Below are 25,093 nucleotides of genomic sequence, written 5' to 3' on the forward strand. Positions count from 1 at the left end.
GCTCAACACCCTGGCGCCGTTGCCGGCCAAGCCGGCCGCGGCCGGCGAGGCTCAGGCCGGCCGCGAAACGCCGGCGCCGGCGCAAGCCGCCGCGCCCTTATTGGCCGCCATCGCGCCGCAGCCGCAGGACAAGGCCGGCGCGCCGCTGCCGGAATGGGCGCCGATCAAGCTGCCCGCGGAACAAGCGGCCAAATGGGGCGACAAGCTCAGCGCCGCGCTGGGCGAGCGCCTGCAAGTGCAAAGCAGCCACGGCATGGACCGCGCGCTGATCCGGCTGGACCCGCCCTCGCTGGGCTCGCTGGAAATCTCCATCCGCCACGAAGCCGGCGCGCTGCAAGTGCAACTGACCGCCTCGCACGGCGAAGTGGTGCGCCAGTTGCAAGCCATCGGCGACGCGCTGCGCCAGGACCTGTCCAACCGCCAATACACCCAGGTGGCGGTGGAGGTGCGCGAAGGCGCGCCGGGGCAGGGCGGCCAGCAGCGTCAGGAACGCCAGGGGCAACAGCAGCCGCAACGCGCGCCGGGACGGGCGCTGGCGGAAGCGGGGCAGGGTGATGGACAAGGCTTCTGGCTGGGCCAGGGCTGAGCAGCGGAAGCACAAGAATGAATCGAAACATCGTAGTGATTTTGATCGTGGCCATCGTGACGGCGCTGGCCGCAGGCGGCGGCGCCTGGTGGTGGCTGAGTTCGCGCGCGCCGCAGGCCGCGGAAGCGCCCAAGCCGGCGGCGGCGCTGGACGCGCGCTTCGTCAGCATGGACAAGGTGATCGTGATGCTGCGCGGCGGGGAATCCGCCACCCGCTTCATGGCGGTGGACCTGGTGTTCCGCAGCAATGAAAAGCAGGAGGCCGAGGTCAAGTCCCAGCTGCCCTTCCTGAAGAGCATCGCCGTGCGCGCGCTGTCGGAGCTGCCGGCGGACAAGGCGCTGACGATGAGCATAGACGACTACCAGCGCTTGCTGGCCAAGGCCTATGCCGGCGGTTTTCTGCGCGAGCGACGCGACGCGCCGTTCAGCGAGGTGATGGTCAGCAAATTGATCATCGAGTAAGCCGCCATGTACGCCAGTTACGCCGAAGCCCCGGCCAGCGCCGGCGGCGAAGCCGAGGCGCTGCGTCAGTACGCCCATCTGGTCAAGCGGGTGGCGCGCCAGCTGTCGTCTCAGGCCGGCGGCGTGTTCGACCGCGAAGACATGGAGCAGGTGGGGCTGATGGCCTTGCTGGAAAGCCTGCGCCGCTACGGCGAGCCGGACGACAAGTTCGCCGGCTTCGCCATTTTGCGCATTCGCGGCGCCATCCTGGACGAATTGCGCCGGCTGGACTGGCGGCCGCGCTCGGTGCGCCAGGAAGCCCACCGCGTGCGCGACGGCCTGCGCCTGCTCAGCCGCAAGCTGGGGCGCGAACCCAGCGAAGCCGAGGCGATGCAGCTGCTGGGCCTCAGCGCCGAGGCCTATCAGGAGGCGCTGCTGGCCGACAACGCGGAAGCGCTGTCCAGCTTCGACGAACTGATGGCCCAGGGCCTGGAGCCGGCGGCGGAAGACAATCCGGAACAGCGGCTGGCGCTGAAAAGCGCCTTGACCGTGGCCTTGCAGGCGCTGAACCCGCGCGAACAGCAAGTGATCCAGCTGTATTACGAATTTGAACTGAGTCTCAAGGAGATCGCGGCGGTGCTGGCGCTGACCGAAGCGCGCGTCTGCCAGATCAACAAGAGCGCTCTCAAAAAAATGCAGGCCTGCCTACAAGCGGCCTGAGCCCGAGGAAAGAAAACATGCAGCAATTATTCGGCATTCTGATCGTGCTGGTTTGTGTCTTTGGCGGCTTCATGCTGCATGGCGGCATCCTGTCCGTGATCTGGCAGCCGGTGGAGCTGCTGATCATCTGCGGCGCCGCCGTCGGCGCCATCGTGCTGGGCAACCCGCAGCACGTGCTGACGGAAATGGGCGGCCAGATCAAGCGCGTCGGCATGCGCAAGAAGTACGACGCGGAATTTCAGCGCCAGCTGCTGCTGCTGATGTACGAACTGCTGATCACCGCCAGCCAGGGCCTGAAGGCGCTGGACGAACACGTGGAGGCCCCGCGTCAGAGCGCCTTGTTCAACCGCTACCCGCTGGTGCTGGAAGAACCCAAGCTGCTGGCCTTCATCGTCGACAACTTCCGCCTGATGGCCATGGGCAAGATCAGCGCCCATGAACTGGAGGGCGTGCTGGACCAGGAGTTGGACGCCATTCACGAAGAATTGAACCAGCCGTCCAAATCGCTGCACAAGATCGCCGAGGCGATGCCGGGCTTCGGCATTCTGGCCGCGGTGCTGGGCATCGTGATGGCGATGAACAGCGTCAGCCAGGGCGCCACCGCCGGCGAGATCAGCGAGAAAGTGGCCGCCGCCATGGTGGGCACCTTCATCGGCATCTTCTTCTGCTACGGCGTGCTGGACCCGCTGTCCAATATGATGCACCAGCTGGTCAAGCAGGAGCTGTCCAACTACGAATCGGTGAAAGTGGTGTTGACCACCCATGTGTCCGGCAAGCCGCCGCTGCTGGCCATCGACGCCGGCCGCCGCCTGGTGCAGCTGAACACCAAGCCCAGCTTCTCCCAGCTGGAAACCTGGATCAACGCGCTGGAAGGCGTGAACTGAGCGGATGGCCGGCATGGCGAATAAACCCAATCGCGAGCATGAAGCCGCGGTGATCAAGAAGGTGTCGCGTCGTCAGGATTCCGAAGGACACGGCGGCGCGTGGAAAGTGGCGTTCGCCGACTTCGTGCTGGCGCTGATGTGCTTGTTCCTGGTGCTATGGGTGCTGGCCGCGCGCGACCAGGAAAACCTGCAGCAATTGCTGACCGCCGGCGGCGGCAGCCCGCTGAAGGCCGGCGGCTCGCGCAGCATCGAGCATACCGGCACCCCGCCGGGCAGCCTGATCCCGCGCGATCCGATTCCGGGCCAGCCCACCACCACCACCAAGGCCGACTCCCTGCTGCAGGAGAGCAACAAGGTGGCCAAGAAAATCTTCGACGGACAGGGCCAGCGCAGCCTGGACAGCGTGGCGGATCTGGAAAAGCTGGCCGGCCTGCTGGCCAAGATGAGCCGCGACGCCGGCCTGGCCAGCAATCTGCAGACCGTGGTCACGCCTTACGGCTTGCGGGTGATGCTGCACGACACCGACAACCAGGGCATGTTCGAGCGCGGCAGCGCCATCGTCGAGCCGCGCTTCAAGCGGCTGTTGCACGATATGGGCGAGATGTTCGGCCATATCGACAATCAATTGCTGATTGTCGGACACACTGACGCCGCGCAATACCGGACCGCCGGCTTCGGTTCGTTTTCGAACTGGGGCCTGTCCAGCAACCGCGCGATGGCGGCGCGGCTGCATCTGCTGGAAGGCGGCATGAACGCCGCCGGCATTTTGCAAGTGGTGGGCATGGCGGACCGGGCGCCGCTGGACGCCGAGCACCCGCTGGCCGCCTACAACCGCCGCATCGAGCTCTTGGTGATGACCAGCAAGCAGGCGCAGGCGGTGGTGGCCATGTTCGGACCGCCGGGGCAGAGCGGCAATCGCGAGACCAGTGTTGTAAGTTCGCCACTACAGAAATCCGATCTGGATAGCGCGCTGCAAGATGGCCTAACTCCCCGCTGAACTTTTATTTTTTTGGGTTCAAAACAAAAGCCTGATTCGTTTCAGGCTTTTTTTATGTGTGTTTTTTCACACTTTTGTTAACCGCTAATATTATAATCCGCACCTGATTAATAAAAATCCGAGCGAAAGACTCGGATGATGTTGACAAAAAAAGACGCCAAAAGGCGGCAAACATCTGCGGGAAAGTCGATTCAATCGCAAGACTATCGGGGACGACGTGGTCATGAATGAAAACCACAATATCAAAGCCTTGTTAAGAGGCACACATCTGTTCGGACATCTGGACAACGACAAACTGGACAAAGCGCTGGAACTGGCCGAAAGCCGCCGCCTGAACAAGGGCGAGGTGCTGTACAACGAGGGCGATAGCGCCAACGAGGTCTATCTGCTGGCCAGCGGTTGCATGCAAGTCTTTGTTTCGGATGGACTCAGCAAGAAATACATTCTGCAAATCTGCGCTTCCGGGGAGCTGATCGGCATGGTCGGCTTCATCGACAGCGGCGAGCGCAGCTCCAATTGCGCGGCGGACGAGGACAGCCACCTGCTGGTGTTCAGCCGCGACAGCCTGATGCAGTTGTTCGATACCGAAGACGGCCTGCCGCACAGCCCGGAGGCCCGCACCCGCATCATGTGCCATCTGGTGCAAGTGGTGCGCCGCATGTCCACCAAGGCCAAGAACCTGGCGCTGATGGACGTGTACGGCCGCGTGCGCATCCTGATCAATCAAATGCTGGAAGAGCAGGACGGCGAGGAAATGGTGCTGAAAAAGCAGCTGACCCAGCAGGAAATCGCCGACCAGATCGGCTCCTCCCGCGAGATGGTGGCGCGCATCCTGAAGGAGCTGGTGTTCGGCCGCTATATCCGTCTGGAAAACCGGCGCATTGTCGTTCTGAAAATGTTACCGGTAAATTTTTAAGTTTTTTTTCAGACTGTCGCCTTGAAAGGGTAAGGGCGGGCCGCAGGGCCCGCTCCGAGCGGCCGCGCCGCTCGCACAGCCTAACCAGACGGATTCCAAACTATGCAAATCAATTCGACCTCGTCGCAACGCCGCGAACTGGCGGTCGGCGGCCAGAGCGCCGCCGCGGAAACGCCGGCCCGCGCGCCCGCCGCCGTCGCCGCGCCCGCCGCGAGCCAGGACATGGCGCCGGCGGTGGCGGAACTGCGCGCGCTGCCGGACATCGACATGAAGCGGGTGGAAGAAGTGCGCGCCGCCTTGGCGCGCGGCGAAGTGCGCTTCGACGCCGCCCGCCTGGCCGATCTGGTGGAGCAATACCACCGGAGCCGCTGAATGAATCGCGAGCAAGCCTTCAAACAACTGCTGGCCACCGTGCAGCAGGATCTGCAAGGCTACGGCCGCTTGGAGCAACTGCTGGAACAGCAGTTCGCCGCCGCGCTGGCGCATCAGGCCGACGAGCTGCGGCAGCTGGGGGCCGACATCGTCGCCCAATGCGACGCCTTGCAGGCCAGCCGCGACCAGCGCCTGCAACTGGCCGGCCAATTGCTGGGCCGCGGCCGCGCCGCCTCGATGGACGCGGTGCTCAAGCTTTTGCCCGCCGCTGCGGAACAAGCCTGCCGCCAGCGCTGGAACGCGCTGGTGGAGCAGATCCGTTTGTGCCAGACCCTGAACCTGCGCAATGGCCAGCTGCTGCAACAGCAGCAGGACCTGATGAACCGCGTGCTGAATGGAGACAGCGATGTTTACTGTGCGCAATGACATCGGCGCCGGGCCGGACTTCGGCGCCGACGCCGTCGCCTTGCCGTTGATCGGCCAGGGCGGCGGGGACGGCGAGCGTTTCGCCGACCAATGGAGCGGTCAGCTGCGCAGCGAAGTGCGCGACTTCATCGAAAACGGCTCGGAGAGCTGGTCCAGCCTGTCGCCGGAAGGCGCTTGGGCGCGTCAGCGCGTCCAGGACGCCACCCTGGGCGGCAGCATGCCCTACGGCGCGGACCAGCAAGCCTTTCTCGACAGCATCGCGCCCTACGCGCAACAGGCCGCCGCCAAATTGGGCGTGGCGCCGGAACTGGTGGCCGCTCACGCGGCGCTGGAGTCCGGCTGGGGCCAGCGTCCGCTGACCCGCGCCGACGGCGGCAGCAACCACAATCTGTTCGGCATCAAGGCTGGCAAGGGCTGGCAGGGCGAAGTCAGCCGCGCCTTGACCACCGAGCATGTGGACGGCCGCGACGTGAAGCGGACGGAAAGCTTCCGCGCCTACTCCGGCCTGCAAGACGCCTTCGCCGATTACGCGCAGCTGCTGGCCGGCAATCCGCGTTATCGCGGCGCGCTGGGCGTGGGCGGTAACGCCCAGGCCTTCGCTCAGGCGCTGGCGCAGGGCGGCTACGCCACCGATCCGGGCTATGCGGACAAGCTGCAAAAGGTGGCGGCGGGCATTCAGGCTCGCAGACAGCCTTGAACGCGGACTCACGCGACACAAGCCCTGAAGGCGCTGTCCGCTTCAGGGGTTTTTTATATCCGCCGCGCGCGGCCGCCGGCGCGGCGAATAAGCGTCATTGACGATATTTAATACCAATTCAATGCCAGTTTGAATTTCGGCATTTGCTCCAAACGGTTGTTTGAATTAACGCGATTAGGGCGGGCGGATTAAACCCCCTATTATCGAAGCGGTTTAGACTAGAGTATTTATGTCTAAATAAAAAAATCAAAACCAGTAATATTTAAAACCGCCAGACCCAGTTTGCCGGAGCGGCCTGTGAGCCGGCGCTTAGCGCCGAAAGACGCCGCTCACGACGGGCGCGGCGACGCCGGGTTCAACAGCGGTTTGGGGTTTTGGAGCTCAGGCCTTGCGGCCGCGGAGGCGGCTCAGAGGGCCGAAGCGGCGCTCGCCGCGCCGTCAGGAAGCGCGGCAGGCATTGAACAGGTTCTATGGTATCGCCGCAGCGCAGCAGATCGTAAACAGCTTCTAAGGGGAGGGCGGGCCTTTCAGCTCCACGACATTGCCCTCCGGGTCCTGCAAGTACAAGGAGGGGCCGTCGCCCTCGGCGCCGTAGCGCTGGGCGGTTTCCCCGGCGCTGAGGCCGTGGCTTGCGAGGTGGGCGCGTATCGCCTCCTCGTCGAAAGGCTCGACGCGGAAACAGAAGTGATCCAGATTGCGGCCTTCCGCGGCCGGCGCGCGGCCGCCGGCCCGGCCCAGCGGGCCGTCCACCGGCACCAGGTCCAGCAGCGAATGCCCGGCGCGCAACTGCAACAGCCCCAAGTCCTCTCGCCGGCGCTCCACCGTGCAGCCCAGCACCTCGCGGTAAAAGCGCTCCATCTTGGCCAGGTCGCTGACCCGCAGCACGATATGGTCGATCTCCCGAATGGCAATCATGACGTTTCCTTAGTTGCATGGCACTTTGTTTTGTATTTGTCATGATGCGTCCGACGCGCGGATTTGCAAGCCGATGCCGGAATTGTATTTCTTAATGCCAACGATAGCCTTCGAACAGCTTCTTAGGCCTGTTTGGCGTCCGCCGGCCGCAAGCCCGGCCCGAAGGGCAGCAGCAAGAGCGCGCCGGCCAGGGTCAACAGCCCGGCCGCGGCGCAGAACCAGGCCACCGGTCTTGGCTCGCTGCTCAGGCCCAGCAACAGGGCGGCGGAAAAAATGCCCAGGTTCAACAAGCTGGCGTGATAGGAATTGAGGGTGCCGCGATAGCGTTCGGACAGGGTGCTCAAGCGGGCGTGGTGCAAGGGCCCGGCGCAGCCGTAGCCGAAGGCCCACAGACAGCCGGCCAGCGCCAGTTGCCACAGCGCGCTCAGGGGCAGCAGGAAGGCCAGGATGCCCAGCGCCGCCGCCAGCGCCGCGGCCGGCAGGGCGGCCTCGCCCAGCCGCCTTTGCAACGGCGGACCGCAGAGATTGCCCGCGATGACCACCAGGCCCAAGCCGCCGGCCAGCAGGCCGCCGCCGGTGGAGCTGAGCGCCAGCTTGCGCGCGGCCACCTCGGCCACCACCGCGCCGAAGCCGGCGACCCAACCCAGCCACAGATAGCTGACGCATAGCCGGCGCCGCGCGCCGGGCGTGCGCCAGGCGCCGGCCAGGGTGGCCAGGAAGCCGCCGCCCGCCGTCAGGCGGCCGCCGTCGGCGCGGAACCAGCGCCGCACCGCGGCCCAGGCCAGCAGGCCGGCCGCCGCCAGCGCGTAATAACTGGCCTGCCAGCCGGCGGTGTCCGCCAGCCGTCCGGCCAGCGCCGGCGTCAGCACGAAGGCCAGCATCAGCCCGATGAAGACCTGGCCCAGCCTTTGGCCCAGCTGGGCGCGCGGGGCCAGGTCCGCCACCAGCGCCAGCGCATTGGGCTGGATCACCGCCGCGCACAGCCCGCTCAGCGCGGACAGCGCGACGGCCGCGTTCAGGCCGGGGGCGGAGGGCAGCAGCGCGCAGCACAGGGCGAAGCCGAGCAGGCCCAGCTGCAAGGGCGGTCTGCGGCCAAAGCGGTCGGACAGCGGGCCGGCCAGCAGCGCGAACACGCCGTAGCACAGGCCGTAAGCGGCGGGCAGATAGGCGATGGCGCTGGAGGGCACGCCGAAATGGCGGCCCATCATGGCCATCATCGGGCCGGCCGCCACTTCGGCCGATCCGATGATGAACATGCAGCAGAACAGGGCGGCCAGCTGGCGGCGGCTTATGCCGCCCATGCGCGGCCGGAAGAATCAGAAGAAATGGATCTCAAGCCGGATATCCTCGATATGTTGCCAATCTATGCCGTCCCGGCGGTAGGCGTCCGGATCGTAGACGCCGTCATCGTAAGCGTCGTCGGGGTCTATGGACAAGCCGGCGCAGATGTAGCGGCGCAGATAGTCGTGATCGCTGGGCACGATGGCGGCCTTGCCGCCGCGCGACACGTCGAGGATGTAGTTGATGTCGCCCACCTGATAGCGCTGAATCAGCGCCGCCGCCTGGCCGAAGCCGATGTCGGCCAGCAGATCGGCGGCAAAGCGGTTGGCGCCCACTTCGAAGGACACCCGGTCCTTGCGTTTCTGCTCCGTCATCGGCGGCGGCTGATCCAGGCCGCTGCCCTGGCCGGCGGTTTCGTAATAGTGCAGCGCCGTCTGCACCCCGCGCAGGTCGTAAATATAGTCATAACGCTCGATGTTCTTGCGCCTGGCCGCGCAGATGAAAAAATAATGTCCCAGGCTGTGCAGAATCATGAAGGCGCGGGAAGCCGGGGACACCCCGCGCGCAAAGCGGATGTCGCGTCCCTTGATGATGGTCTTGATATTGAAGGGATGCGCGTCGGTTTCGGAATACTCCAATTGATACAGCTGCCGCAGCTTGGCTTGCAGCTGCTGCAGGTCCCGGGCGGACATCATGGCCAGCACTTTTTCGATCTGAGCGTCGATGTCTTCGACAACGGGGCTGTCCAATACGGCTTGGTCTAGGCTCATGGCGAGACTCCTTCCAAGTTAGGGTCAATCAAAGAGCGAGCCGGACCGCCGCTCGGCCCATGGGCGCGGCGGCTTGTTGATATGGAGCGGGCATGAAGGCGGATGGCCGCCGCGGCGGCCGTCTTGAAACAGGCGACGGAATGCTTCTGCGGCGGCGGAGCGCTTATCCTTCCGTATTATGGCCAAGCCCGGCGGAGAAGGCGCCGGCCTAAAGACTAGCTTTCACGCCAGGAGAGCGAGGCAAGGCGAAGACAGCTAAGAGCGCGGAATGTACAAGGGTATATGAGCATTTCGAAGGGGTTTTCAACGCGGTATCGCTGACGCGCAGTAGGCTTTAGAACGGGTTCTAAGTGTTTTCCGGTTTTGCCGGCCCTTGGCCGCGGCGCTATATCGCTAAATAGCAGGCGGCCTGCCCGCCGGTTCAACGGGAAAGGATGGAAGATGAAGGTTTCTGAATTCTTGCAGGATGGTTTCGGCAGCTTTTCCGCCACGCGGCTGGCTTTCCTGCTGTGGGCGCTGGGCGTGCTGCTGGTCTGGGCCTACACCTCGATCCAGAAAGGCTCGCCGTCCTTGCCGATAGACAATTCGGTGATCGTGGTGCTGGGCATTCTGATGACCGGCAAAGTGACGCAAAGCTTCAGCCCCGGCGATAGCCCGCAAATCCAGGCCGCCAACGCGCAGGCCCAGGCCCCCCAGCCTGCGCCCGCCGCGCCGGCCGGCAGCCCGGCCTTGACCGCCTGATCCGCTTCTTCAGCCGTTTGCGCCTTGTCCCGCTCTTGTTCGCGAGACCTTGAGCGGGCCTAGATAGGCTTTCTATTGGCGAGCTATCTTCTAGAATGGAGTGCGGTCTCCCGCTGTACACAATAAAGCGCGGCCGGGTCCACTCGCTTGCAAGCGCGGGGGCCGGCCGCCTCATTCTGGTGCTCGTGATGAATGTGATAACCCCGCCGTCTATCGATCTGCAGGGTTTCAGCCTGCGTCCCATGGAAATGCTGGATATTCCGGACTGGTACGACTATCTGCGCCTGCCCGAGGTGGCGCAGCATCTGCGCTGGGAGCTGCAATCGGCGGCGGATCTGGCGCCGCTGGTGCAGGCCTATCGCTCCGACGAGCCGGGCGCGCCGTTGCGGCTGGCCATTGTGGACGACGAATCGGGGAATCTGGCCGGTTCGGTTGGTTTCGACGCCGTCTGGCCGGAGGATCGCAAGGCGGAGATCGATTTCGACCTGGCGCCGGCCTATTGGGGGCGCGGGCTGGGGCAGGCCGCCTGCAAGGCGGTCACGGTCTGGGCCTTTGTCGGTTGCGGCTTGTACCGGGTACAGGCGGTGGCGCGCGACGGCAACCGGCGCGCCGAGCAATTGCTGCGCGGCAGCGGTTTTCAATACGAGGGTTTGCTGCGCGGCTATCGCCAGGTGCGCGGCGAGCCGGGCAATTTCAAGATGTTCTCGCGGCTGGTCACCGATCCGGACGCTGAAGCTTGAGCGGCGCGCGAGCGCCCTGGTCACGCCGCCGCAAGGCGGCTTGTTTTTTTGCGCGCCCCGGCATTTTGGCCACCGGGGGGCGGTAGGTGTTTTTACGGTTTGACATTGGCATGGCCGGCTTTGTAAATAAAGAGTGGAAGAGGAGCGCTGACGGCAAGGACGATGACTCGAGCGGAAAGGTTGCTGCATGTTCAATATGGCGTTGAAACGCAAATTGCGGGATACGGTGGCGGAGCTGCATAAACAGCAGGGCGTGTTGCAGGCGATAGACCGCTCGATGGCGGTGATCGAGTTTTCGCCGGACGGCGTGGTGCGTTCCGCCAACGCCAATTTCGAAGAAGTGATGGGCTACCGCGCCAGCGAGGTGATAGGCCAGCATCACCGGCTGTTTTGTCCGGCCGACTACGTGAGCAGCGCCGAGTACGCCACCTTCTGGAGCCGGCTGAAGCAGGGGCATTTCGTCAGCGACCGCTTCAAGCGAGTGACCAAGGACGGCGAGATCGTGTGGCTGGAGGCCAGTTACAATCCGGTGCGCGACGAAGCCGGCCAGGTGACGGCGGTGGTCAAGTTCGCGCTGGACGTGACCAAGTCGGTGCAAGCCGAGCTGGAGGCCCGCAACACCATGAAGGCGGTCAGCCGCTCCATGGCGGTGATCGAATTCTCCATCGACGGCATTGTGCTGCGCGCCAACGGCAACTTCCTGAGCACGGTGGGCTACACCGAGCAGGAAATCATCGGCCAGCATCACCGGATCTTCTGTTCTCCCGATTATGTGCACAGCCCGGCCTACGCCGAGCTGTGGCAGCGGCTGAACCAGGGCACCTTCATCGCCGGCAAGTTCGAGCGCCGCGACAAGCAGGGCCGGCCCATCTGGCTGGAGGCCAGCTACAACCCCATCGTCAACGACGAGGGCGAGGTCTACAAAGTGATCAAGTTCGCGCTGGACATCACCGAGGAAGAAGAAGCGGCGCAGCACGACCTGCATCTGGTGAAGGAGGCGCACCGCTTGTCCGCCGCGTCCGACGCGGCCTCGTCGGACGGCCTGGCGGTGATCAAGGACACCATAGGCGAGATGAGCCTGATCGCGGACAGCGCCGAGCGTTCGGTCAAGATCATCGAGGACCTGGACTCCAAAACCCTGCGCATCACCTCCATCGTCAACACCATTCACGAGATCGCCGATCAAACCAATCTCTTGGCGCTGAACGCGGCGATCGAGGCGGCGCGGGCCGGTGAACAGGGCCGCGGCTTCGCGGTGGTGGCGGACGAGGTGCGCAAGCTGGCCGAGCGCACCAACGCCTCCACCAAGGAAGTGGCCGGCATGATAGACGACATCCGCAACGGCACCTCGTCCGCCAGCGAGAGCATCCATGAGATGCAGGTCAAGGCGCGAATGGGCGAGGAGCACGCCGGCGTGGCCAGCACCTCCATCGACCAGATCCGCAGCAGCACCGCCCAGCTGAGCGAGGTGGTTAGCCATTTTTCGGCGGTGCAGGCGCAGAAAACGCCTTAAGAACCTATTCAATGTCTGCTGCGCGTCGTCGATGCGGCGTTGAAAACGGCTTCGAAGCGCTCATGTACTACGTGTACATTCCGCTTTCTCAGCTGTTTTCGCCTTGCCTCGTCTTAGCTCGCGAGGCTTTGAACAGCTTCTAAAAACCTGCTCGAAACCGCGCGCCGCGCCCTGCGCCCATCCCCCGTCCGGAGGATGGGCGTTCGTCTTCAGGCCATGCCGCTTATTCCGCGTCGTCCGCGATGGACCACAGGAAGTCGGTTTGCAGATTGCCCTTGAACATGGGCGCATTGCGCGGGATGTAGAAATTGGTGGCGTAGCCTATCGGCTTGACCGTGCTGTCCATCTTCACCGAGGCGCCGGAGTGGCAGGTCATGCAATTGCTCTGTATGCCCAGGGTGCCCTTGAAGGTGGTCTTGGTCTTGGAGTTGTAAATGCCCACGTTCACCGGCGGCGGGGGCTGGAAGACGCTGCTGCCGAAGCTGGCCTCCAAGTAGGGGTTGTACACCGTGACCGGCGAGCCGACGCTCTTGCCGCCGTTCACTGGCTGGTTGGGCGCCACCATCTGGTAGCCGATGGACATCGCGTAATGCGCCGCCGGCCAGGGCAGTTGCGCCGGACGCGCCTGGGCCACGGCGACGGAGCTGGGCAGCGGCGGCTTGGCCGGGGCCGGGGTCCAGAAGAAGGTTTGCCAGGTCCATTCCGTCATCTCGCGCGAGGTGACGTGCATCGCCATCAGGATCAGGGTGTCGCCGGGTTCCACCGGCTGTTTCAACTGGTTTTGCGCCAGGCTGGAAAACAGGGCGGCGTTGGCGGCGGTGATCGGGATGCGGATGAAGTCGCCCAGGCCGAAGGTATTGGCGGCGCTGGGGCTGCTACAGGAAGCATCCACGCTCTGAGCCGCGGAGCGGCCCGGGTTCTTGGCGTCGATGTAGACGCAGCCGGGCCAGGCCTCCTCCGGAAAGCCGCCGCTTTGCATCGCCGGCGTCGGCTTGGGCGTGCCGGGCCAGGCCGGCATCACATACAAGGAGGTGCCCGGAATCATATTGGCCTTGTTGACCAGCTTGTATACCGGCTTGATGGTGACGGCGGTGCTTGGGAAGGCCGGAATCGACGCGTTGCCGGCCTGGTAGAGCTTGTTCAGCGCCGCCTTGGAAAACAGCTGGTTCTTGCTGGCGAAGGCGGCGGCGCTCGGATCGTAGCCCACCATTTCAAACGAGGAGGTGTCGCGCACGCCGCGGGCGGATTGGTCCTGGCTTTGGCTCAGCGCCGCCAGTCGCGCCTGCAGCTTTTCCATGAAGCCGGGAATGCGCATGAACTGGCGCGGCACGCGCAGCCGCATCTGGCGCGGAGCCGCCGCCAAGGCCGACGTCACGTTGGCGGCCGCGTCCGCGGGCAGGGCGGCCACCTCGTTCGGCGTCAGCCAGGTCAGATAGACCGGCGCGTTGGCGAGCCCGTATTCGGTCTGGCCGCTGGGCATGGTCAGCGCGGCCCACATGCCCCAGCCGTGGCGGTGGATATTGCGGGCATGGGCGGCGCTGGGCTGATTGATCCACTGCATCAGCGTGGATTCCGGTTCCGGGAACTGGTAGCCGGGGATGCCGGGATTGGGCAGCGGCACCGGCTGCGCGGCGGCGTAGCCTGTCAGCAGCAGGCCGGCGAGCAGGGACAATTCATGGCGTTTCATCACAAGATCTCCAAACGGGGTCTTCAACTGGGCGGGAAGGCCGCGGGCCTCTGCCCTGGTATTGGCGTCAATTGGGCATGCGCAAGCCGCATGCTGCCCAGTTATAGCCATACGGAATATCATGGTTAGCCGTTATTAAGGTCAGTGGAGCAGGCTGGAGGGCTTGAAAATAGTTGGTTTTCAATGCCAATGGTCTGTTTTGAAATCGTTATGATCCGGACTTGATCAAGGTCTATTAGCCGATGCTGTTAATCCCCTATAACAGCGAAAAACAATGGCTAATAGGGACAAGATCATGTGGGTTTTCTGGATACAATTCGCGCTGCTGCTGACGGCGATACTGATGGGCATACGCCGCGGCGGCGTGGCCCTGGGCATGATAGGCGGGCTGGGCGTGGCGGTGCTGTGCTTCGTGTTCCGCGTGGCGCCGGCGGAGCCGCCCATCACCGTGATGCTGATCATCCTGGCGGTGGTCACCGCCTCGGCCACGCTGCAAGTGGCCGGCGGCCTGGACTTCCTGGTGCAGCAGGCGGAGCGGCTGATGCGCCGCCATCCGCAGCAAATCACCTTCCTGGCACCGCTGTCCACCTTCCTGCTCACCATGTGCGTGGGCACCGGCCATGCGGTGTATTCGCTGCTGCCGGTGATCGCCGACGTTTCTCTGAAAACCCGCATCCGCCCGGAACGGCCGATGGCCATGGCCAGCGTGGCCTCGCAAATGGGCATCACCGCCAGCCCGGCGGCGGCGGCGGTGACCTCGCTGCTGGCGATGACCGCCCACAGCGGCCAGCCGCTGACCCTGTGGCAAATCCTGATGGTGACCGCGCCGTCCGGCCTGCTGGGCGTGCTGGCCGCCGCCTGCTGGAGCCTGCGCCGCGGCGTGGAACTGGACCGCGATCCGGAATTCCTGGCCCGGATGCAAGACCCGGACTTCCGCGCCTCGGTGGAAAAATCCGTCACCACCCTGGACAAGACCCTGCCGGCGGCGGCGCGGCAATCGGTGGCGCTGTTCTTCTCCGGCATCCTCGTCATCGTGCTGCTGGCCTTGTTTCCGCAATGGCTGCCGGTCAGCCAGGGCAAGCCGGTGCCGATGACCACGGTGGTGCAGTTCGTGATGCTGGCCTTCGGCGCCTTCATCCTGTTCCGTTCCAACGCCAAGGCCGCGGTGATCGCCCGTTCCGAGGTGTTCACCGCCGGCATGATCGCCGTGGTGTCCATCTTCGGCATCGCCTGGATGAGCGACACCTTCGTCAAGGCCAACGAGCCGCTGCTGGTGGCCAATATCAAGGCCATGGTGGCCTACGCGCCGTGGACCTTCGCGCTGGCGATGTTCGCCGTGTCCGCCTTCGTCAAGAGCCAGGCCGCCACGCTCACCATCATGGTGCCCTTCGGCCTGGCCCTGGGCCTGAGCCCGCACCAGCTGCTGGCCATCATGCCCTCTTGCTACGCCTATTTCTTCTTCGCCTTTTATCCCAGCGACCTGGCGGCCATCAATATGGACCGCAGCGGCACCACCCGCATCGGCAAATACCTGCTCAACCACAGCTTCATGATGCCGGGGCTGATAGGGGTGGGGGTGTCCACGCTGGCGGCGTACGGATTGACGCATTTGTACTTCTAAGTGAGGAAAGCTTGTGGAAACTTACCAAGCAGACATCGTGATCGTGGGAGCGGGGGGCGCGGGCTTGCGCGCCGCCATCGCCGCCGCCCAGGCGGACCCGGCCTTGCGCATCGCGCTGGTGTCCAAGGTCTACCCGATGCGCAGCCACACCGTGGCGGCCGAGGGCGGCTCCGCCGGGGTCAAGCAGGCGCACGACAGCTTTGACGCCCATTTCAACGACACCGTGTCTGGCGGCGACTGGCTGTGCGAGCAGGACGTGGTGGAATATTTCGTTAGCCAGTGCCCGGAGGAAATGGTGCAGCTGGAACGCTGGGGCTGCCCGTGGAGCCGCAAGGAGGACGGCAGCGTCAATGTGCGCGCCTTTGGCGGCATGAAGATTGAACGCACCTGGTTCGCCGCCGACAAGACCGGCTTCCACATGCTGCATACCCTGTTCCAGACCTCGATCCGCTTCCCGTCCATTCGTCGTTTCGACGAATACTTCTGCGCGGATCTGATCGTGGAAGACGGCGAGGCGCGCGGCGTGCTGGCGATAGACATCGCCAGCGGCGACAGCTTGTTGATCGAGGCCGGCGCGGTGGTGATGGCCACCGGCGGCGCCGGCCGGGTGTTCCGCGAAAACACCAACGGCGGCATCGTCACCGGCGACGGCATGGCCCTGGCTTACCGTCACGGCGTGCCGCTGCGCGATATGGAGTTCGTCCAATATCACCCCACCTGCATGCCCGGCACCGGCCTGTTGTTCACCGAGGCCTGCCGCGGCGAAGGCGGCCTGCTGGTCAACAAGGACGGCTACCGCTATCTGCAGGATTACGGCCTGGGCCCGGCCGAGGACAAGCCGCGCAATAAATTCATGGAACTGGGTCCGCGCGACCGGCTGAGCCAGGCCTTCTGGTACGAGCAGCAACAGGGCCGCACCGTGGAAGGCCCATGGGGCTCCGCGGTGTACCTGGACCTGCGCCATCTGGGCCACGCCAAGCTGCGCGAACGGCTGCCGCAAATCTGCGAGCTGGCCGAGGAATTCCTGGGCATAGACCCGGCCAAGGCGCCGATTCCGGTGCGGCCGGCGGTGCACTACACCATGGGCGGCATCCTGGTGGACGGCCGCTGCGCCGCGCCCATGCCCGGCCTGTTCGCCGCCGGCGAATGCTCCAGCGTCGGCATCCACGGCGCCAACCGCCTGGGCTCCAACTCGCTGGCGGAACTGTCGGTGTTCGGCAAAGTGGCCGGCGAAGAAGCCGCCCGCTGCGCGCGATCGCGCCGTCCGGCGCGGCGCGAGGCGCTGCAACAGCAGGCCGAGGCCGCCGAGGCGCGCCTGCACGCGCTGCGCGCGCGCGAAGGCGGCGAACGCATCGCCGAACTGCGCCGCGAAATGGCGGAAACCATGGAAGCCGGCTGCGGCATCTACCGCTTGGAAGCCTCGATGCAGGCCACCTGCGACAAGCTGGCGGAACTGAAGCAGCGCTTCCGCAATGTGCATGTGGAAGACAAATCCAGCGTCTGGAACAGCGACTGGCTGCTGGCCATCGAGCTGGGCTACCAGCTGGACGTGGCCGAGGCGATGGCGCATTCCGCGCTGCAACGCCGCGAATCGCGCGGCGCCCATCAGCGGCTGGACGGCTGCGAGCAGCGCGACGACGCCAACTTCCTCAAACACAGCCTCGCCGTCTACCAGGGCGCGGACGCGCCGCGCATAGATTACGGCGCGGTGAAGATCACCAAATCGCAGCCGGCGGTGCGCGCCTACGGCGCGGCCGGACTGGCGGCGGAAGCCGCGGCCAAGGAGGGCAAGGCATGAGCGAACAGACCAAGACCATAGCCGTGATGCGCTACCGTCCGGAGCAGGACAGCGAGCCGTGGCTGCAAAGCTTTGAAGTGCCGTACCGCGACGACATGTCGGTGCTGCAGGCGCTGCAATACATCCGCGATTATCTGGACGGCGGCCTGGCTTTCCGCTGGTCCTGTCGGCAGGCGATTTGCGGCAGCTGCGGCATGATGGTGGACGGCGTGCCCAAGCTGGCCTGCAAGACCTTCCTGCGCGATTACCCCGGCGTGGTGCGCATCGAGGCGCTGAATCACTTCCCGATAGAACGCGATCTGGTGGTGGTGCTGGACGACTTCATCGCCAAGCTGGAAAGCATCCAGCCCTATATCGTGCCCAAGGAAGACAAGCCCTTGTCCGAGGGCGAAACCCTGCAAACCCCGGCGCAGATGGACTGGTACGCCCAGTTCAGCAGCTGCATCAACTGCCTGCTGTGCTACGCCGCCTGCCCGCAGTACGGCCTGGACGACACGTTCCTGGGGCCCGGCGCCATCGCGCTGCTGCACCGCTACAATATGGACACGCGCGACAGCGCGGCCGAAGAGCGGATGGAGCTGCTGGCCGCGCAGGAAGGCGTGTTCAACTGCACCGCGGTGGGCTACTGCTCCGAGGTCTGCCCCAAAATGGTGGACCCGGCCAATGCGGTCAACCTCAACAAGACGGCGGTGGCCAGGGATTACTTCCTGCGCTTCGCCCGGCCCAAGGGGACGTGCAAATGAGCAAGCGCAAACCGTATGTCCGGCCAATGGAGGGCTGGTGGCGCAAGAACCCTTACTTCATCGAGTACATGGTGCACGAAGGCACGGCGCTGTTCGTCGCCGGCTACGCGCTGACCCTGCTGTGCGGGCTGTGGCGGCTGAGCCAGGGGGAGGCGGCCTGGAACGGTTTCATCGCCGCCTTGCAAAGCGCGCCGGCCTTGCTGCTGCACGCGGCGGCGCTGGCCATGATCGCCTACCACAGCTACACCTGGTTCAAGATCATGCCGCGCACATTGCCGCCGCTGACGCTGGCCGGGCGGCGGGTGTCCGCGCTGGCCATCACCGCCGGCGGCTTGGCCGCCGCCGCGGTGTGCAGCGCCGCGCTCTTGATGCTGGTATGGGGGATGACGGCATGAAACCGGAACTGAAACGCTCTCACGCGCCCATTTTCTGGGGCTTGTTCGGCGCGGGCGGCATGCTGGCCGCCTTGTTCGGCCCCATGCTGGTGTTCATCACCGGCATCGCCGGGCCGCTGGGCTGGCTGCCGGACGGCGCCGCCGATTACGCCACGCTGCAGGCGCTGGCGCAAAGCCTGATCGGCAAGGCGCTGCTGTTCGGCCTGATCGCCCTGCTGTTGTGGCACGCGGCGCACCGCATCTACCACAGCCTGCACGATGTCGGCGTCCGCGGCGGGCCGCTGGCCAAGGCCTGCACCTATGGGGTGGCGGCGCTGGGCACGCTGGCGGCGGGGTTGTTGCTGGCGGTGGGCTTCTGAACGGCTTGTGGCCGGGAGTGACACGATAGGCTAGGACGGCGCTTTGCGGCGCCGTCCTTTCTTTGCCCGTAGCAGGCGGATCAGCGCCCCATGCTCACCACCCACAAAAGGGGCAGCAGCAGAAACAATAGGGTGAAGCCGAACTGGGCTCCGGCCGTGTGCCGGCGCAGCTTCCAGAACACCAAGCAAGTCAGCGCCAGCCAGCCTACGATGCCAAACAGCGCCAGATTGACCATGAAGGCGCCCATGCTGCCCATATCGGCTAGACAGCATTCGGACAAGAGCAAGAGGGCGGGCAGGAGCGAGGCGGCGCGGAGATAGGACATTTGAGTGGCTTATTGGGAGTGAAGCTCACATTTTGCATCAAGGCCGCGGCTTTGCCCACCGTTCAGCGCAGGCCTGCGTGGACGCGGCGTCCGCGCCGCTGGCAATGACCGGGACAATCGCGGGCGGCCCGCTAGCCCGCCGTCTCGCGCTCGCGCAAAAAATCGATGAAGGCCCGCACCTTGGCCGGCACATGGCGGGTGCGCGGGTAGAGCGCGTGGATGCCTTGCTGCGGGAAGCCGTGATCGGGCAGCAGCCGGCAAAGCCGGCCGGCTTGCAGATCGGCCTTGACCAGCCAGTCCGGCAGCAGGGCCACGCCTAGGCCGGCCAGCGCGTAGGCGCGCAGAATGGACGCGCTGTCCGAACTCAGCCGCGGCTGGCCATGCTGGCGCCAGGCTTCTTGGCCGCCGTCCGGCGTGTCCACCAACCAGGGCTGGGCGTGCTTGAGCCGGCTGTGTCCCAGCCAGGGCAGCCGGCTCAGCGCGGCCAGGTCGCGGACGTCTCCGTCCGGCCGCTGCGCCAGCAGGGCCGGCGCCGCCACCGGGAAAATATCGAACTGGGCCAGCGGCACCGCGTGCAGATCGGTTTCCGGCAGGCGGCCCAGGCGGATGGCGACGTCGAAGCGTTCGGCGATCAGATCGGCGTGCAGCGAGGAGGTGGACAACTGCAGTTGCAGCGCCGGGTGGCGCAGGGCGAAGCGCTCGATCGCCGGCGCTATCCTGGCCAGGCCGTATTCCAGCGTGGCGGTGACGCGCAGCGCGCCGCTGAGCTCGCCGTGTTCGGCGCGGGCGTCGTCTATCGCCAGCCGCGCCTGCTCCAGCATGTCGGCGCAGCGCTGGTAAAAACGCGCGCCGGCGTCCGTCAGCGCCAGACTGCGGGTATTGCGGATCAAGAGCGCGACGCCGATTTCCTGCTCCAGGCGCTTGATGTTGAAGCTGACCACCGCGCGGGTCTGCCCCAGCGCGGCGGCGGCGGCGGTGAAGGAGCCGGCGTCCGCCACGGCCTTGAAGGTTTCAAAACGATCCAGACTGACCACGGCACCGCCTGTTATTGTCAAAAATATTTTGACAGTTTAGCCGGCGGCGGCCGCTATTTCCAGCGCCTCCCCCTGTCTATACTCGGCCGCTTTACCGTGGAGAGCGCCGATGTCGCTTCGTTCGAAACTGACCCTGGTGTACCTGCTCGGCTTTGCGCTGGACCTGATCAATATGTTCATCGCCAGCGTCGCCTATCCGGACATCGGCCACGGCCTGGGCGCGTCGCTGGCGCAGCTGGCCTGGGTGGGCAACGCCTATATGCTGGGCCTGACCTTGGTGATCCCGTTCAGCGCGTGGCTGGCCGGCGCTTACGGCGAGCGGCGGGTGCTGCTGGGATCGCTGGCGCTGTTTCTCGCCGGGGCCGCGCTGGCGGGTGCGGCCCCGTCCATCGAAGCCCTGATAGGCTGGCGCGCGCTGCAGGGCCTGGGCGGCGGCCTGCTGATCCCGGTGGGCCAGGCCATGGTTTACCGGCATTATCCGCCGGCGCTCCGCGCCCGGCTCACCGCCCTGATCATGGGCGTGGCGCTGATCGTGCCGGCGCTGTCGCCGGCGCTGGGCGGGCTGATCGTGGACGCCTTGTCCTGGCGTTGGGTCTTGCTGGCCAGCGTGCCGCTGGCCCTGCTGACGTTGTGGCTGGCGGCGCGCTGGCTGCCGGAAGACCGGACCCCGGCGCGGCGCGGCGCGCTGGACCTGTCCGGCCTGGCTTTGCTGGCCGTCGGCATGGCCTCGTTGCTGCTGGGCTTGACCTGGCTGGGCGAAAGCGGCCATCTGGCGTGGGGGCTCGCCGCGCTGTTATTGGCCGCCGCCGCGCTGGCCGGCTACGCGCGGGCGGCCGCCGGCAAGGCCGAGCCGGCGCTGAAGCTGACGCTGTTGCGCGGGCGCCTGCTGCGCACCGCCATGCTGGTGTATCTGTTCGTCCCCGGCGTGTTCATGGGCGTCAGCCTGGCGGCCATGCTCTATCTGCAAGAGGTGCTCAAGCTGAGCGCCGCCGCCGCCGGCGGCCTGATGCTGCCCTGGGCGCTGGCCTCCGCGCTGGCGATCAGCCTGACCCGCGGCCGCTTCAACCATGGCGGCCCCAAGCCCCTGCTGCTGCTGGGCATGCTGTTCCAGAGCGCCGGCATCGTTGCGCTGGCCCTCGGGGCCAGCGCGCCGGGGCCGCTGATCGCCGCTTACGCCCTGATGGGCTTCGGCGGCAGCCTGTGCAGCAGCGCGGCGCAGAGCGCGGCCTTCCTGGATATCGCCGAGGCCGAACTGCGGCAGGCCAGCGCGCTGTGGAACATCAACCGCCAGTTCAGTTTCGGCCTGGGCGTGGCTGCGATCAGCCTGCTGCTGAACGCGCTGACTCATTACAGCGGCGCGCCGGCGGCCACCGCCCAGGTCTACCAAGCCTGTTTCTTCATCGCCGCCGGCCTGACCCTGGCGCCGGCGGTTTTCGTGCTGCGCATCCACACCCCGACGGTGCTGGCCCTGCTGCGGCCCAGCCACTAACAGAGAGAAAGTCCGATGACCAAGCCCAATCCCTATTTCGACGAAGTGATCTCCGCGCATATCGCCATCCGGCAATGGTTCGCCGGCCCGGCGGACGCCGCCGCGCTGGAGGCCCTGATGGCGCGCTTCTCGCCGCGCTTCACCATGGTGGCGCCCAGCGGCGCGCAGCTGGATCTGGACGGACTGCGGCAGCTGTTCGCTCGGACCGGCGGCGGCAAGCCGGGTTTGGAGATCGCCGTGGATCAACTGGCCTTGCTGGATGAACACGCCGGCGGCGCGACGGTGGCTTATCGCGAAGCGCAATACCTGGGCGGCCGGCCGAGCAGCCTGCGGCTGGCCACCGTGGTGTTTGAGCGCGACGCGGCCGGCGCGCCGCGCTGGCGGCATTTGCAGGAAACCTTCTGCCTTGAGTGAGCTCGCGCTGCGCGGCGCCGGCCTTCAGTCCGCGGCGACAGACTGAACGAAACCGTCAACCAATGCGGAGTCCTGCTGCTTGCGCCAGATGAAGTGGATGTCGCTGATCGCCAAATCCGGCAGCGCGAAGCCGCGGTAGCCGTCTTGCGGCCGGCACAGGCTCTCCGGCACGCAGGAAAAGCCCGCGCCGGCGGCGACGCAGGCGAAGATGGCCGGATAGGATTCGATCTCCAGCACCGCGCGCGGCCGCACGCCGGAGGCTTGCAACCATTGATCCACCAGCCGGCGGTAATGGCAGGCCGCGCCGAAGGTGTACAGCTCCAGCCCGGCCAAGGCCTCCGCCGTCGCCGCGGCGGTGTCCGGCGGCGCGATCAGCGTCAGCTTCTCCCGGAAAGCCAGCCGGCTGGTCAGCAGCGGATGCTCCACCGGTCCGTCGCTGAGAATCAGATCCAGCTCACCATCCTGCAGCTGGCGCTCCAGTTCCAGCGAATGGCCGGCGCGCAGATGCAGCTCCACCTCGGCGTGCTGGCGGCGGTAGCGGGCGATGCGGGCGGGCAGATGGGTGGCCAGAGCGCCGTCCAGCGCGCCCACTCTCAGCAAGCCGCGCGCGGGCGCGCCGTCGAACAGGCCGCGCACCTCCTCGGCCTGTTGCAGCAGGCCGCGGGCGTGGCGGTAGAGCAGATGGCCTTCCGGCGTGGTCAGCAGGCGACGGTTTTCGCGGCTGAACAGCTTGACGCCCAGTTCTGCCTCCAATTCCTGCAAGCGGGCGGTGAGATTGGACGGCACCCGGTGCAATTGCTCGGCGGCGGCGGCGATGCTGCCTTGCTCCACCACCGCGCAGAAGAAATTCAGTTGCGAGAGTTTCATGTTTCGCTTTTTGTGATTGATCCGTACATTATAAGTCGCTTTTTATGGGTAATGAGCGCGGCTAAGATGACCGCGATCTAAGAAGCTGTTCAAAGTCTGCTGCGCTTCAGCGATACGGCGTTGAAACCCGTTTTGGAATGCTCATCTACCACCGGCACATTCCGCTTTTTCGCTCGCTTTCGCCTTGTCTCGTTCAGGCTCGCGAGACATTGAACAGGCTCTTCATCTCAACCATCAGGAAAAAGCGCATGAGAATTCTGCACACCATGTTGCGCGTGGCCGATCTGGACGCCGCGCTGGCCTTCTACACCCGGGCGCTGGGCATGCGCCTGCTGCGCCGCAACGACTTCCCGGACGGCCGCTTCACCCTGGCCTTTGTCGGCTATCGAGACGAAACCGAGGCCGCCGCCATCGAGCTCACCCATAACTGGGATCAGGGCGATTACCAGCTGGGCAACGGCTATGGCCATGTGGCGATAGAAGTGGACGACGCCGCCGCCGTCTGCGAGCAGGCGCGCGCGCTGGGCTACACCGTGGCGCGCGAAGCGGGGCCGATGAAGCACGGCCGCACCGTGATCGCCTTTTTGCAGGACCCGGACGGCTACAAGGTGGAATTGATCCAGAAGGGCACCCAGTACGACTGAGCGCGGGGAAGGGCGGGCCCGCGCTTGCCGGACCCGCCTCGTTTGAAACCCGTTTTTAGAGACGGAAGCGCGCGGTCACGCCCTGCAGGTTCTGCGCCAGCGCATTGAGCTGGCTGGAGGTGGTGGCCAGTTCTTCCACCGTGGCGCTGTTTTCCTCCGCCATCTGCGACACCCGTTCCATGCTCTGCGCCAGGTTCAGGCTGGCGGTGCGCTGCTCGCTCAGCGCGCTGGTGATGTTGCCGATGGATTGCACGATGGAGTGGGTGCTGCCCTCGATCTCCTGCATGGAGTCGGTGGCCTGGCCGGCGCCGTCGGACACCGTGCCCACGCTGGTCAGGCTCTGCTCCATGCTGCCCACCACCCGGTTGGCGCTGCCCTGGATGGAACCGATCATCTGAGTGATTTCCTGAGCGGAACTGGCGGTGCGTTCCGCCAGCTTGCGCACCTCGTCCGCCACCACGGCGAAGCCGCGGCCCATCTCGCCGGCGCGCGCCGCCTCAATCGCCGCGTTCAAGGCCAGCAGGTTGGTCTGGTCCGCCACGTCGCGGATCACCGTGACGATATTGCCTATCTTCTGCACTTCCTGAGTCAGGCCCTTCATCTGGTCCGAAGTGGCCGCCACCGAAGACGACACCGATTCGATATTGCCCACCGACGCCTTCACCGCATGGCCGCCGCGGCTGGCCAGATCGCCGGCCATCGCCGCTTGGCGGGAAGCCTCGTTGGAGTTGTCCGCCACGTGGTTGATGCTGACCGTCAGCTCCTCAATGGTGGCGGCGGCCTCCGAGGTGGCCTCGGACTGGCGCTGAGCGCCGTGGGCCACCTGTTCGGACATGCTGGCCAACTCATGGGCGGAGTCCGACACCTCGTTGGCGTTTTTCTGGATGCTGGCCACCACCTCGCGCAGGCCCTGGCGCATCTCCTGAATATCCTTGGCCATGGCGATGGCCTCGTCGCGCGCCTCCGGAATCGGCTCATCGTGGCCGGACAAATCGCCCTGCTTGATATTGCGCACCAGCTGCGCGGATTTCTTCAGCGGCACCGTCACCAGATTGGCGATGAACATCGCAATCGCCACCGCGGCGATCAGGGCGATCACCGCCACGGTGATCAACACCGTCACCGCCTCGCTCTGCGCGGCCTTGCTGCCCTCGATAGACTTTTGCATCAAGTCTTCCTGAAAGTCAGACATCTCTTTCAGCGCCTTTAAAAACGCATTGTTGGCCGGCGCAAAAGTCTTCATCAGAAAGGTTTTGGCTTCCTCGTTCTTGTTGGCGCGCGCCAAGGCGTACAAGGGCTCGAACTGACCGCCCAGATTGGCGCTGGCCGTCTTGAGCTTGTCGAACAGCTCCTTCCCTTTGGGCGTGGACAACAGCTTTTCCATCTGATCCATATTGACGGCGTTGGCGGCGCGGAACTCCTCCACCTTCTTGATATGGGTCTCGGTCTCCTCCGGCGTCTGCACGATGATGGCGTTGCGGATGGAGCGGCCCACGTCCAGCGTGGTGACGCTGATCTTGTTGGCCAACACGATCTTGGGATAACGGTCCTCGGTCACATCGCGGATCTTGTCCCCAATGGTGTTCAACTTCATCATCGCCACCGCCACGATGATGGCGATCAGAATGATCAGCAGGCCAAAGCCGGCCAACAGTTTTTGCTTGACGGTCAACTGGTGCAGCATGGAGCGCTCCCCCGGACAGATATTGTGCCTATAG

At 65.3% G+C, this 25,093-nt stretch carries 28 protein-coding genes; 20 read left to right on the forward strand and 8 right to left on the reverse strand.

Annotated features, from left to right (window positions below):
- From NK214_RS16215 to NK214_RS16255, 9 genes are all read left to right on the forward strand, one after another.
- Positions 1-586, forward strand: a 586-nt coding sequence (locus NK214_RS16215) for a flagellar hook-length control protein FliK (protein WP_253314993.1), incomplete at its 5' end; no start/stop codon positions are given.
- A 17-nt stretch (positions 587-603) separates the two neighbouring features.
- Positions 604-1,047, forward strand: coding sequence for a flagellar basal body-associated protein FliL (gene fliL, locus NK214_RS16220; protein WP_107799889.1), 444 nt, complete (start codon positions 604-606; stop codon positions 1,045-1,047).
- Between the two features lie 6 nt (positions 1,048-1,053).
- Positions 1,054-1,746 carry an RNA polymerase sigma factor FliA gene (locus NK214_RS16225; protein WP_107799888.1) on the forward strand — a complete coding sequence of 231 codons (693 nt, stop codon included), beginning with the start codon at positions 1,054-1,056 and terminating at the stop codon, positions 1,744-1,746.
- 17 nt (positions 1,747-1,763) lie between these two features.
- On the forward strand, positions 1,764-2,630 hold the full coding sequence (gene motA / locus NK214_RS16230) for a flagellar motor stator protein MotA (protein WP_107799887.1): 867 nt from the start codon (positions 1,764-1,766) through the stop codon (positions 2,628-2,630).
- A 13-nt stretch (positions 2,631-2,643) separates the two neighbouring features.
- Complete coding sequence (locus tag NK214_RS16235) at positions 2,644-3,627, forward strand: flagellar motor protein MotB (protein WP_253314994.1); 984 nt, start codon at positions 2,644-2,646, stop codon at positions 3,625-3,627.
- Between the two features lie 223 nt (positions 3,628-3,850).
- Positions 3,851-4,543, forward strand: coding sequence for a Crp/Fnr family transcriptional regulator (locus tag NK214_RS16240; protein ID WP_107799885.1), 693 nt, complete (start codon positions 3,851-3,853; stop codon positions 4,541-4,543).
- Between the two features lie 102 nt (positions 4,544-4,645).
- Positions 4,646-4,915 carry a flagellar biosynthesis anti-sigma factor FlgM gene (gene flgM / locus NK214_RS16245; protein WP_048415766.1) on the forward strand — a complete coding sequence of 90 codons (270 nt, stop codon included), beginning with the start codon at positions 4,646-4,648 and terminating at the stop codon, positions 4,913-4,915.
- Positions 4,916-5,341, forward strand: a complete 426-nt coding sequence (gene flgN / locus NK214_RS16250) for a flagellar export chaperone FlgN (protein ID WP_107799884.1) — start codon at positions 4,916-4,918, stop codon at positions 5,339-5,341. It abuts the gene before it with no gap.
- Positions 5,322-6,038: a glucosaminidase domain-containing protein gene (locus tag NK214_RS16255; protein ID WP_235087539.1), complete on the forward strand. Its 717-nt coding sequence runs from the start codon at positions 5,322-5,324 to the stop codon at positions 6,036-6,038. The genes flgN and NK214_RS16255 overlap by 20 nt, the downstream gene beginning before the upstream one ends.
- Before the next feature lie 507 nt (positions 6,039-6,545).
- Here NK214_RS16255 and NK214_RS16260 read toward each other — a convergent pair.
- From NK214_RS16260 to NK214_RS16270, 3 genes are all read right to left on the reverse strand, one after another.
- Positions 6,546-6,953, reverse strand: coding sequence for a VOC family protein (locus NK214_RS16260; protein WP_107799882.1), 408 nt, complete (start codon positions 6,951-6,953; stop codon positions 6,546-6,548).
- 122 nt (positions 6,954-7,075) lie between these two features.
- Positions 7,076-8,254 (reverse strand): MFS transporter, encoded by a 1,179-nt coding sequence (locus tag NK214_RS16265; protein ID WP_227104198.1) that lies wholly within the window; start codon positions 8,252-8,254, stop codon positions 7,076-7,078.
- A gap of 15 nt (positions 8,255-8,269) precedes the next feature.
- The gene (locus NK214_RS16270) at positions 8,270-9,004 is read right to left on the reverse strand and encodes a hypothetical protein (RefSeq protein WP_107799881.1); all 735 of its coding nucleotides are present in this window, start codon (positions 9,002-9,004) and stop codon (positions 8,270-8,272) included.
- Positions 9,005-9,445: 441 nt separating this feature from the next.
- Here NK214_RS16270 and NK214_RS16275 point away from each other — a divergent pair, with 441 nt between their 5' ends.
- The 3 genes from NK214_RS16275 to NK214_RS16285 all read left to right on the forward strand — a co-directional run bounded on the left by NK214_RS16275 (position 9,446) and on the right by NK214_RS16285 (position 11,998).
- On the forward strand, positions 9,446-9,745 hold the full coding sequence (locus NK214_RS16275) for a hypothetical protein (RefSeq protein WP_107799880.1): 300 nt from the start codon (positions 9,446-9,448) through the stop codon (positions 9,743-9,745).
- Positions 9,746-9,933: 188 nt separating this feature from the next.
- Positions 9,934-10,485, forward strand: a complete 552-nt coding sequence (locus NK214_RS16280; protein WP_107799879.1) for a GNAT family N-acetyltransferase — start codon at positions 9,934-9,936, stop codon at positions 10,483-10,485.
- Between the two features lie 187 nt (positions 10,486-10,672).
- Positions 10,673-11,998, forward strand: coding sequence for a PAS domain-containing methyl-accepting chemotaxis protein (locus NK214_RS16285; RefSeq protein WP_107799878.1), 1,326 nt, complete (start codon positions 10,673-10,675; stop codon positions 11,996-11,998).
- Between the two features lie 223 nt (positions 11,999-12,221).
- On the opposite strand, the gene NK214_RS16290 is transcribed toward NK214_RS16285, so the two are convergent.
- Positions 12,222-13,685, reverse strand: a complete 1,464-nt coding sequence (locus NK214_RS16290) for a hypothetical protein (protein ID WP_253314995.1) — start codon at positions 13,683-13,685, stop codon at positions 12,222-12,224.
- 295 nt (positions 13,686-13,980) lie between these two features.
- Between NK214_RS16290 and NK214_RS16295 the strand changes: the two genes are divergently transcribed.
- The 5 genes from NK214_RS16295 to frdD are packed head-to-tail and all read left to right on the forward strand — an operon-like array spanning position 13,981 to position 18,601.
- The gene (locus tag NK214_RS16295) at positions 13,981-15,306 is read left to right on the forward strand and encodes an anaerobic C4-dicarboxylate transporter (protein ID WP_107799876.1); all 1,326 of its coding nucleotides are present in this window, start codon (positions 13,981-13,983) and stop codon (positions 15,304-15,306) included.
- Positions 15,307-15,319: 13 nt separating this feature from the next.
- Positions 15,320-17,104 carry a fumarate reductase (quinol) flavoprotein subunit gene (gene frdA / locus NK214_RS16300; protein ID WP_235087543.1) on the forward strand — a complete coding sequence of 595 codons (1,785 nt, stop codon included), beginning with the start codon at positions 15,320-15,322 and terminating at the stop codon, positions 17,102-17,104.
- The gene (locus NK214_RS16305; RefSeq protein ID WP_107799874.1) at positions 17,101-17,847 is read left to right on the forward strand and encodes a succinate dehydrogenase/fumarate reductase iron-sulfur subunit; all 747 of its coding nucleotides are present in this window, start codon (positions 17,101-17,103) and stop codon (positions 17,845-17,847) included. Before frdA ends, NK214_RS16305 begins: the two co-directional genes overlap by 4 nt.
- Entirely contained in the window at positions 17,844-18,242 is a 399-nt protein-coding gene (locus NK214_RS16310; protein ID WP_235087548.1) for a fumarate reductase subunit C, read from the forward strand. The genes NK214_RS16305 and NK214_RS16310 overlap by 4 nt, the downstream gene beginning before the upstream one ends.
- Positions 18,239-18,601: a fumarate reductase subunit FrdD gene (gene frdD / locus NK214_RS16315; protein WP_253314996.1), complete on the forward strand. Its 363-nt coding sequence runs from the start codon at positions 18,239-18,241 to the stop codon at positions 18,599-18,601. Before NK214_RS16310 ends, frdD begins: the two co-directional genes overlap by 4 nt.
- 80 nt (positions 18,602-18,681) lie before the next feature.
- On the opposite strand, the gene NK214_RS16320 is transcribed toward frdD, so the two are convergent.
- Together NK214_RS16320 and NK214_RS16325 are read right to left on the reverse strand one after the other, a co-directional pair.
- Positions 18,682-18,927, reverse strand: a complete 246-nt coding sequence (locus tag NK214_RS16320) for a hypothetical protein (protein WP_253314997.1) — start codon at positions 18,925-18,927, stop codon at positions 18,682-18,684.
- A gap of 131 nt (positions 18,928-19,058) precedes the next feature.
- Positions 19,059-19,961 (reverse strand): LysR substrate-binding domain-containing protein, encoded by a 903-nt coding sequence (locus NK214_RS16325; protein WP_253314998.1) that lies wholly within the window; start codon positions 19,959-19,961, stop codon positions 19,059-19,061.
- Positions 19,962-20,070: 109 nt separating this feature from the next.
- Here NK214_RS16325 and NK214_RS16330 point away from each other — a divergent pair, with 109 nt between their 5' ends.
- Both NK214_RS16330 and NK214_RS16335 read left to right on the forward strand, forming a co-directional pair.
- On the forward strand, positions 20,071-21,450 hold the full coding sequence (locus NK214_RS16330; protein WP_253314999.1) for an MFS transporter: 1,380 nt from the start codon (positions 20,071-20,073) through the stop codon (positions 21,448-21,450).
- Positions 21,451-21,465: 15 nt separating this feature from the next.
- Positions 21,466-21,864, forward strand: a complete 399-nt coding sequence (locus NK214_RS16335; protein ID WP_235087558.1) for a hypothetical protein — start codon at positions 21,466-21,468, stop codon at positions 21,862-21,864.
- 24 nt (positions 21,865-21,888) lie between these two features.
- On the opposite strand, the gene NK214_RS16340 is transcribed toward NK214_RS16335, so the two are convergent.
- Positions 21,889-22,731: a LysR family transcriptional regulator gene (locus NK214_RS16340; RefSeq protein WP_107801846.1), complete on the reverse strand. Its 843-nt coding sequence runs from the start codon at positions 22,729-22,731 to the stop codon at positions 21,889-21,891.
- 248 nt (positions 22,732-22,979) lie between these two features.
- Here NK214_RS16340 and gloA point away from each other — a divergent pair, with 248 nt between their 5' ends.
- Positions 22,980-23,375, forward strand: coding sequence for a lactoylglutathione lyase (gene gloA, locus NK214_RS16345; RefSeq protein ID WP_107799868.1), 396 nt, complete (start codon positions 22,980-22,982; stop codon positions 23,373-23,375).
- A 55-nt stretch (positions 23,376-23,430) separates the two neighbouring features.
- Here the strand turns inward: gloA and NK214_RS16350 are convergent, their stop codons facing one another.
- Complete coding sequence (locus NK214_RS16350) at positions 23,431-25,059, reverse strand: methyl-accepting chemotaxis protein (RefSeq protein WP_227104188.1); 1,629 nt, start codon at positions 25,057-25,059, stop codon at positions 23,431-23,433.
- Positions 25,060-25,093 lie beyond the last annotated feature (34 nt).

The sequence above is a fragment of the Chromobacterium sp. S0633 genome (assembly GCF_024158805.1).
In the GTDB taxonomy this organism is placed as follows: Bacteria; Pseudomonadota; Gammaproteobacteria; order Burkholderiales; family Chromobacteriaceae; genus Chromobacterium.

Coding starts and splice junctions, on each gene's coding strand:
- fliL (WP_107799889.1), top strand. CDS start 604: ATGAATCGAAACATCGTAGTGATTTTGATCGTGGCCATCGTGACGGCG.
- NK214_RS16225 (WP_107799888.1), top strand. CDS start 1,054: ATGTACGCCAGTTACGCCGAAGCCCCGGCCAGCGCCGGCGGCGAAGCC.
- motA (WP_107799887.1), top strand. CDS start 1,764: ATGCAGCAATTATTCGGCATTCTGATCGTGCTGGTTTGTGTCTTTGGC.
- NK214_RS16235 (WP_253314994.1), top strand. CDS start 2,644: ATGGCGAATAAACCCAATCGCGAGCATGAAGCCGCGGTGATCAAGAAG.
- NK214_RS16240 (WP_107799885.1), top strand. CDS start 3,851: ATGAATGAAAACCACAATATCAAAGCCTTGTTAAGAGGCACACATCTG.
- flgM (WP_048415766.1), top strand. CDS start 4,646: ATGCAAATCAATTCGACCTCGTCGCAACGCCGCGAACTGGCGGTCGGC.
- flgN (WP_107799884.1), top strand. CDS start 4,916: ATGAATCGCGAGCAAGCCTTCAAACAACTGCTGGCCACCGTGCAGCAG.
- NK214_RS16255 (WP_235087539.1), top strand. CDS start 5,322: ATGTTTACTGTGCGCAATGACATCGGCGCCGGGCCGGACTTCGGCGCC.
- NK214_RS16260 (WP_107799882.1), bottom strand. CDS start 6,953: ATGATTGCCATTCGGGAGATCGACCATATCGTGCTGCGGGTCAGCGAC.
- NK214_RS16265 (WP_227104198.1), bottom strand. CDS start 8,254: ATGGGCGGCATAAGCCGCCGCCAGCTGGCCGCCCTGTTCTGCTGCATG.
- NK214_RS16270 (WP_107799881.1), bottom strand. CDS start 9,004: ATGAGCCTAGACCAAGCCGTATTGGACAGCCCCGTTGTCGAAGACATC.
- NK214_RS16275 (WP_107799880.1), top strand. CDS start 9,446: ATGAAGGTTTCTGAATTCTTGCAGGATGGTTTCGGCAGCTTTTCCGCC.
- NK214_RS16280 (WP_107799879.1), top strand. CDS start 9,934: ATGAATGTGATAACCCCGCCGTCTATCGATCTGCAGGGTTTCAGCCTG.
- NK214_RS16285 (WP_107799878.1), top strand. CDS start 10,673: ATGTTCAATATGGCGTTGAAACGCAAATTGCGGGATACGGTGGCGGAG.
- NK214_RS16290 (WP_253314995.1), bottom strand. CDS start 13,685: ATGAAACGCCATGAATTGTCCCTGCTCGCCGGCCTGCTGCTGACAGGC.
- NK214_RS16295 (WP_107799876.1), top strand. CDS start 13,981: ATGTGGGTTTTCTGGATACAATTCGCGCTGCTGCTGACGGCGATACTG.
- NK214_RS16305 (WP_107799874.1), top strand. CDS start 17,101: ATGAGCGAACAGACCAAGACCATAGCCGTGATGCGCTACCGTCCGGAG.
- NK214_RS16310 (WP_235087548.1), top strand. CDS start 17,844: ATGAGCAAGCGCAAACCGTATGTCCGGCCAATGGAGGGCTGGTGGCGC.
- frdD (WP_253314996.1), top strand. CDS start 18,239: ATGAAACCGGAACTGAAACGCTCTCACGCGCCCATTTTCTGGGGCTTG.
- NK214_RS16320 (WP_253314997.1), bottom strand. CDS start 18,927: ATGTCCTATCTCCGCGCCGCCTCGCTCCTGCCCGCCCTCTTGCTCTTG.
- NK214_RS16330 (WP_253314999.1), top strand. CDS start 20,071: ATGTCGCTTCGTTCGAAACTGACCCTGGTGTACCTGCTCGGCTTTGCG.
- NK214_RS16335 (WP_235087558.1), top strand. CDS start 21,466: ATGACCAAGCCCAATCCCTATTTCGACGAAGTGATCTCCGCGCATATC.
- NK214_RS16340 (WP_107801846.1), bottom strand. CDS start 22,731: ATGAAACTCTCGCAACTGAATTTCTTCTGCGCGGTGGTGGAGCAAGGC.
- gloA (WP_107799868.1), top strand. CDS start 22,980: ATGAGAATTCTGCACACCATGTTGCGCGTGGCCGATCTGGACGCCGCG.
- NK214_RS16350 (WP_227104188.1), bottom strand. CDS start 25,059: ATGCTGCACCAGTTGACCGTCAAGCAAAAACTGTTGGCCGGCTTTGGC.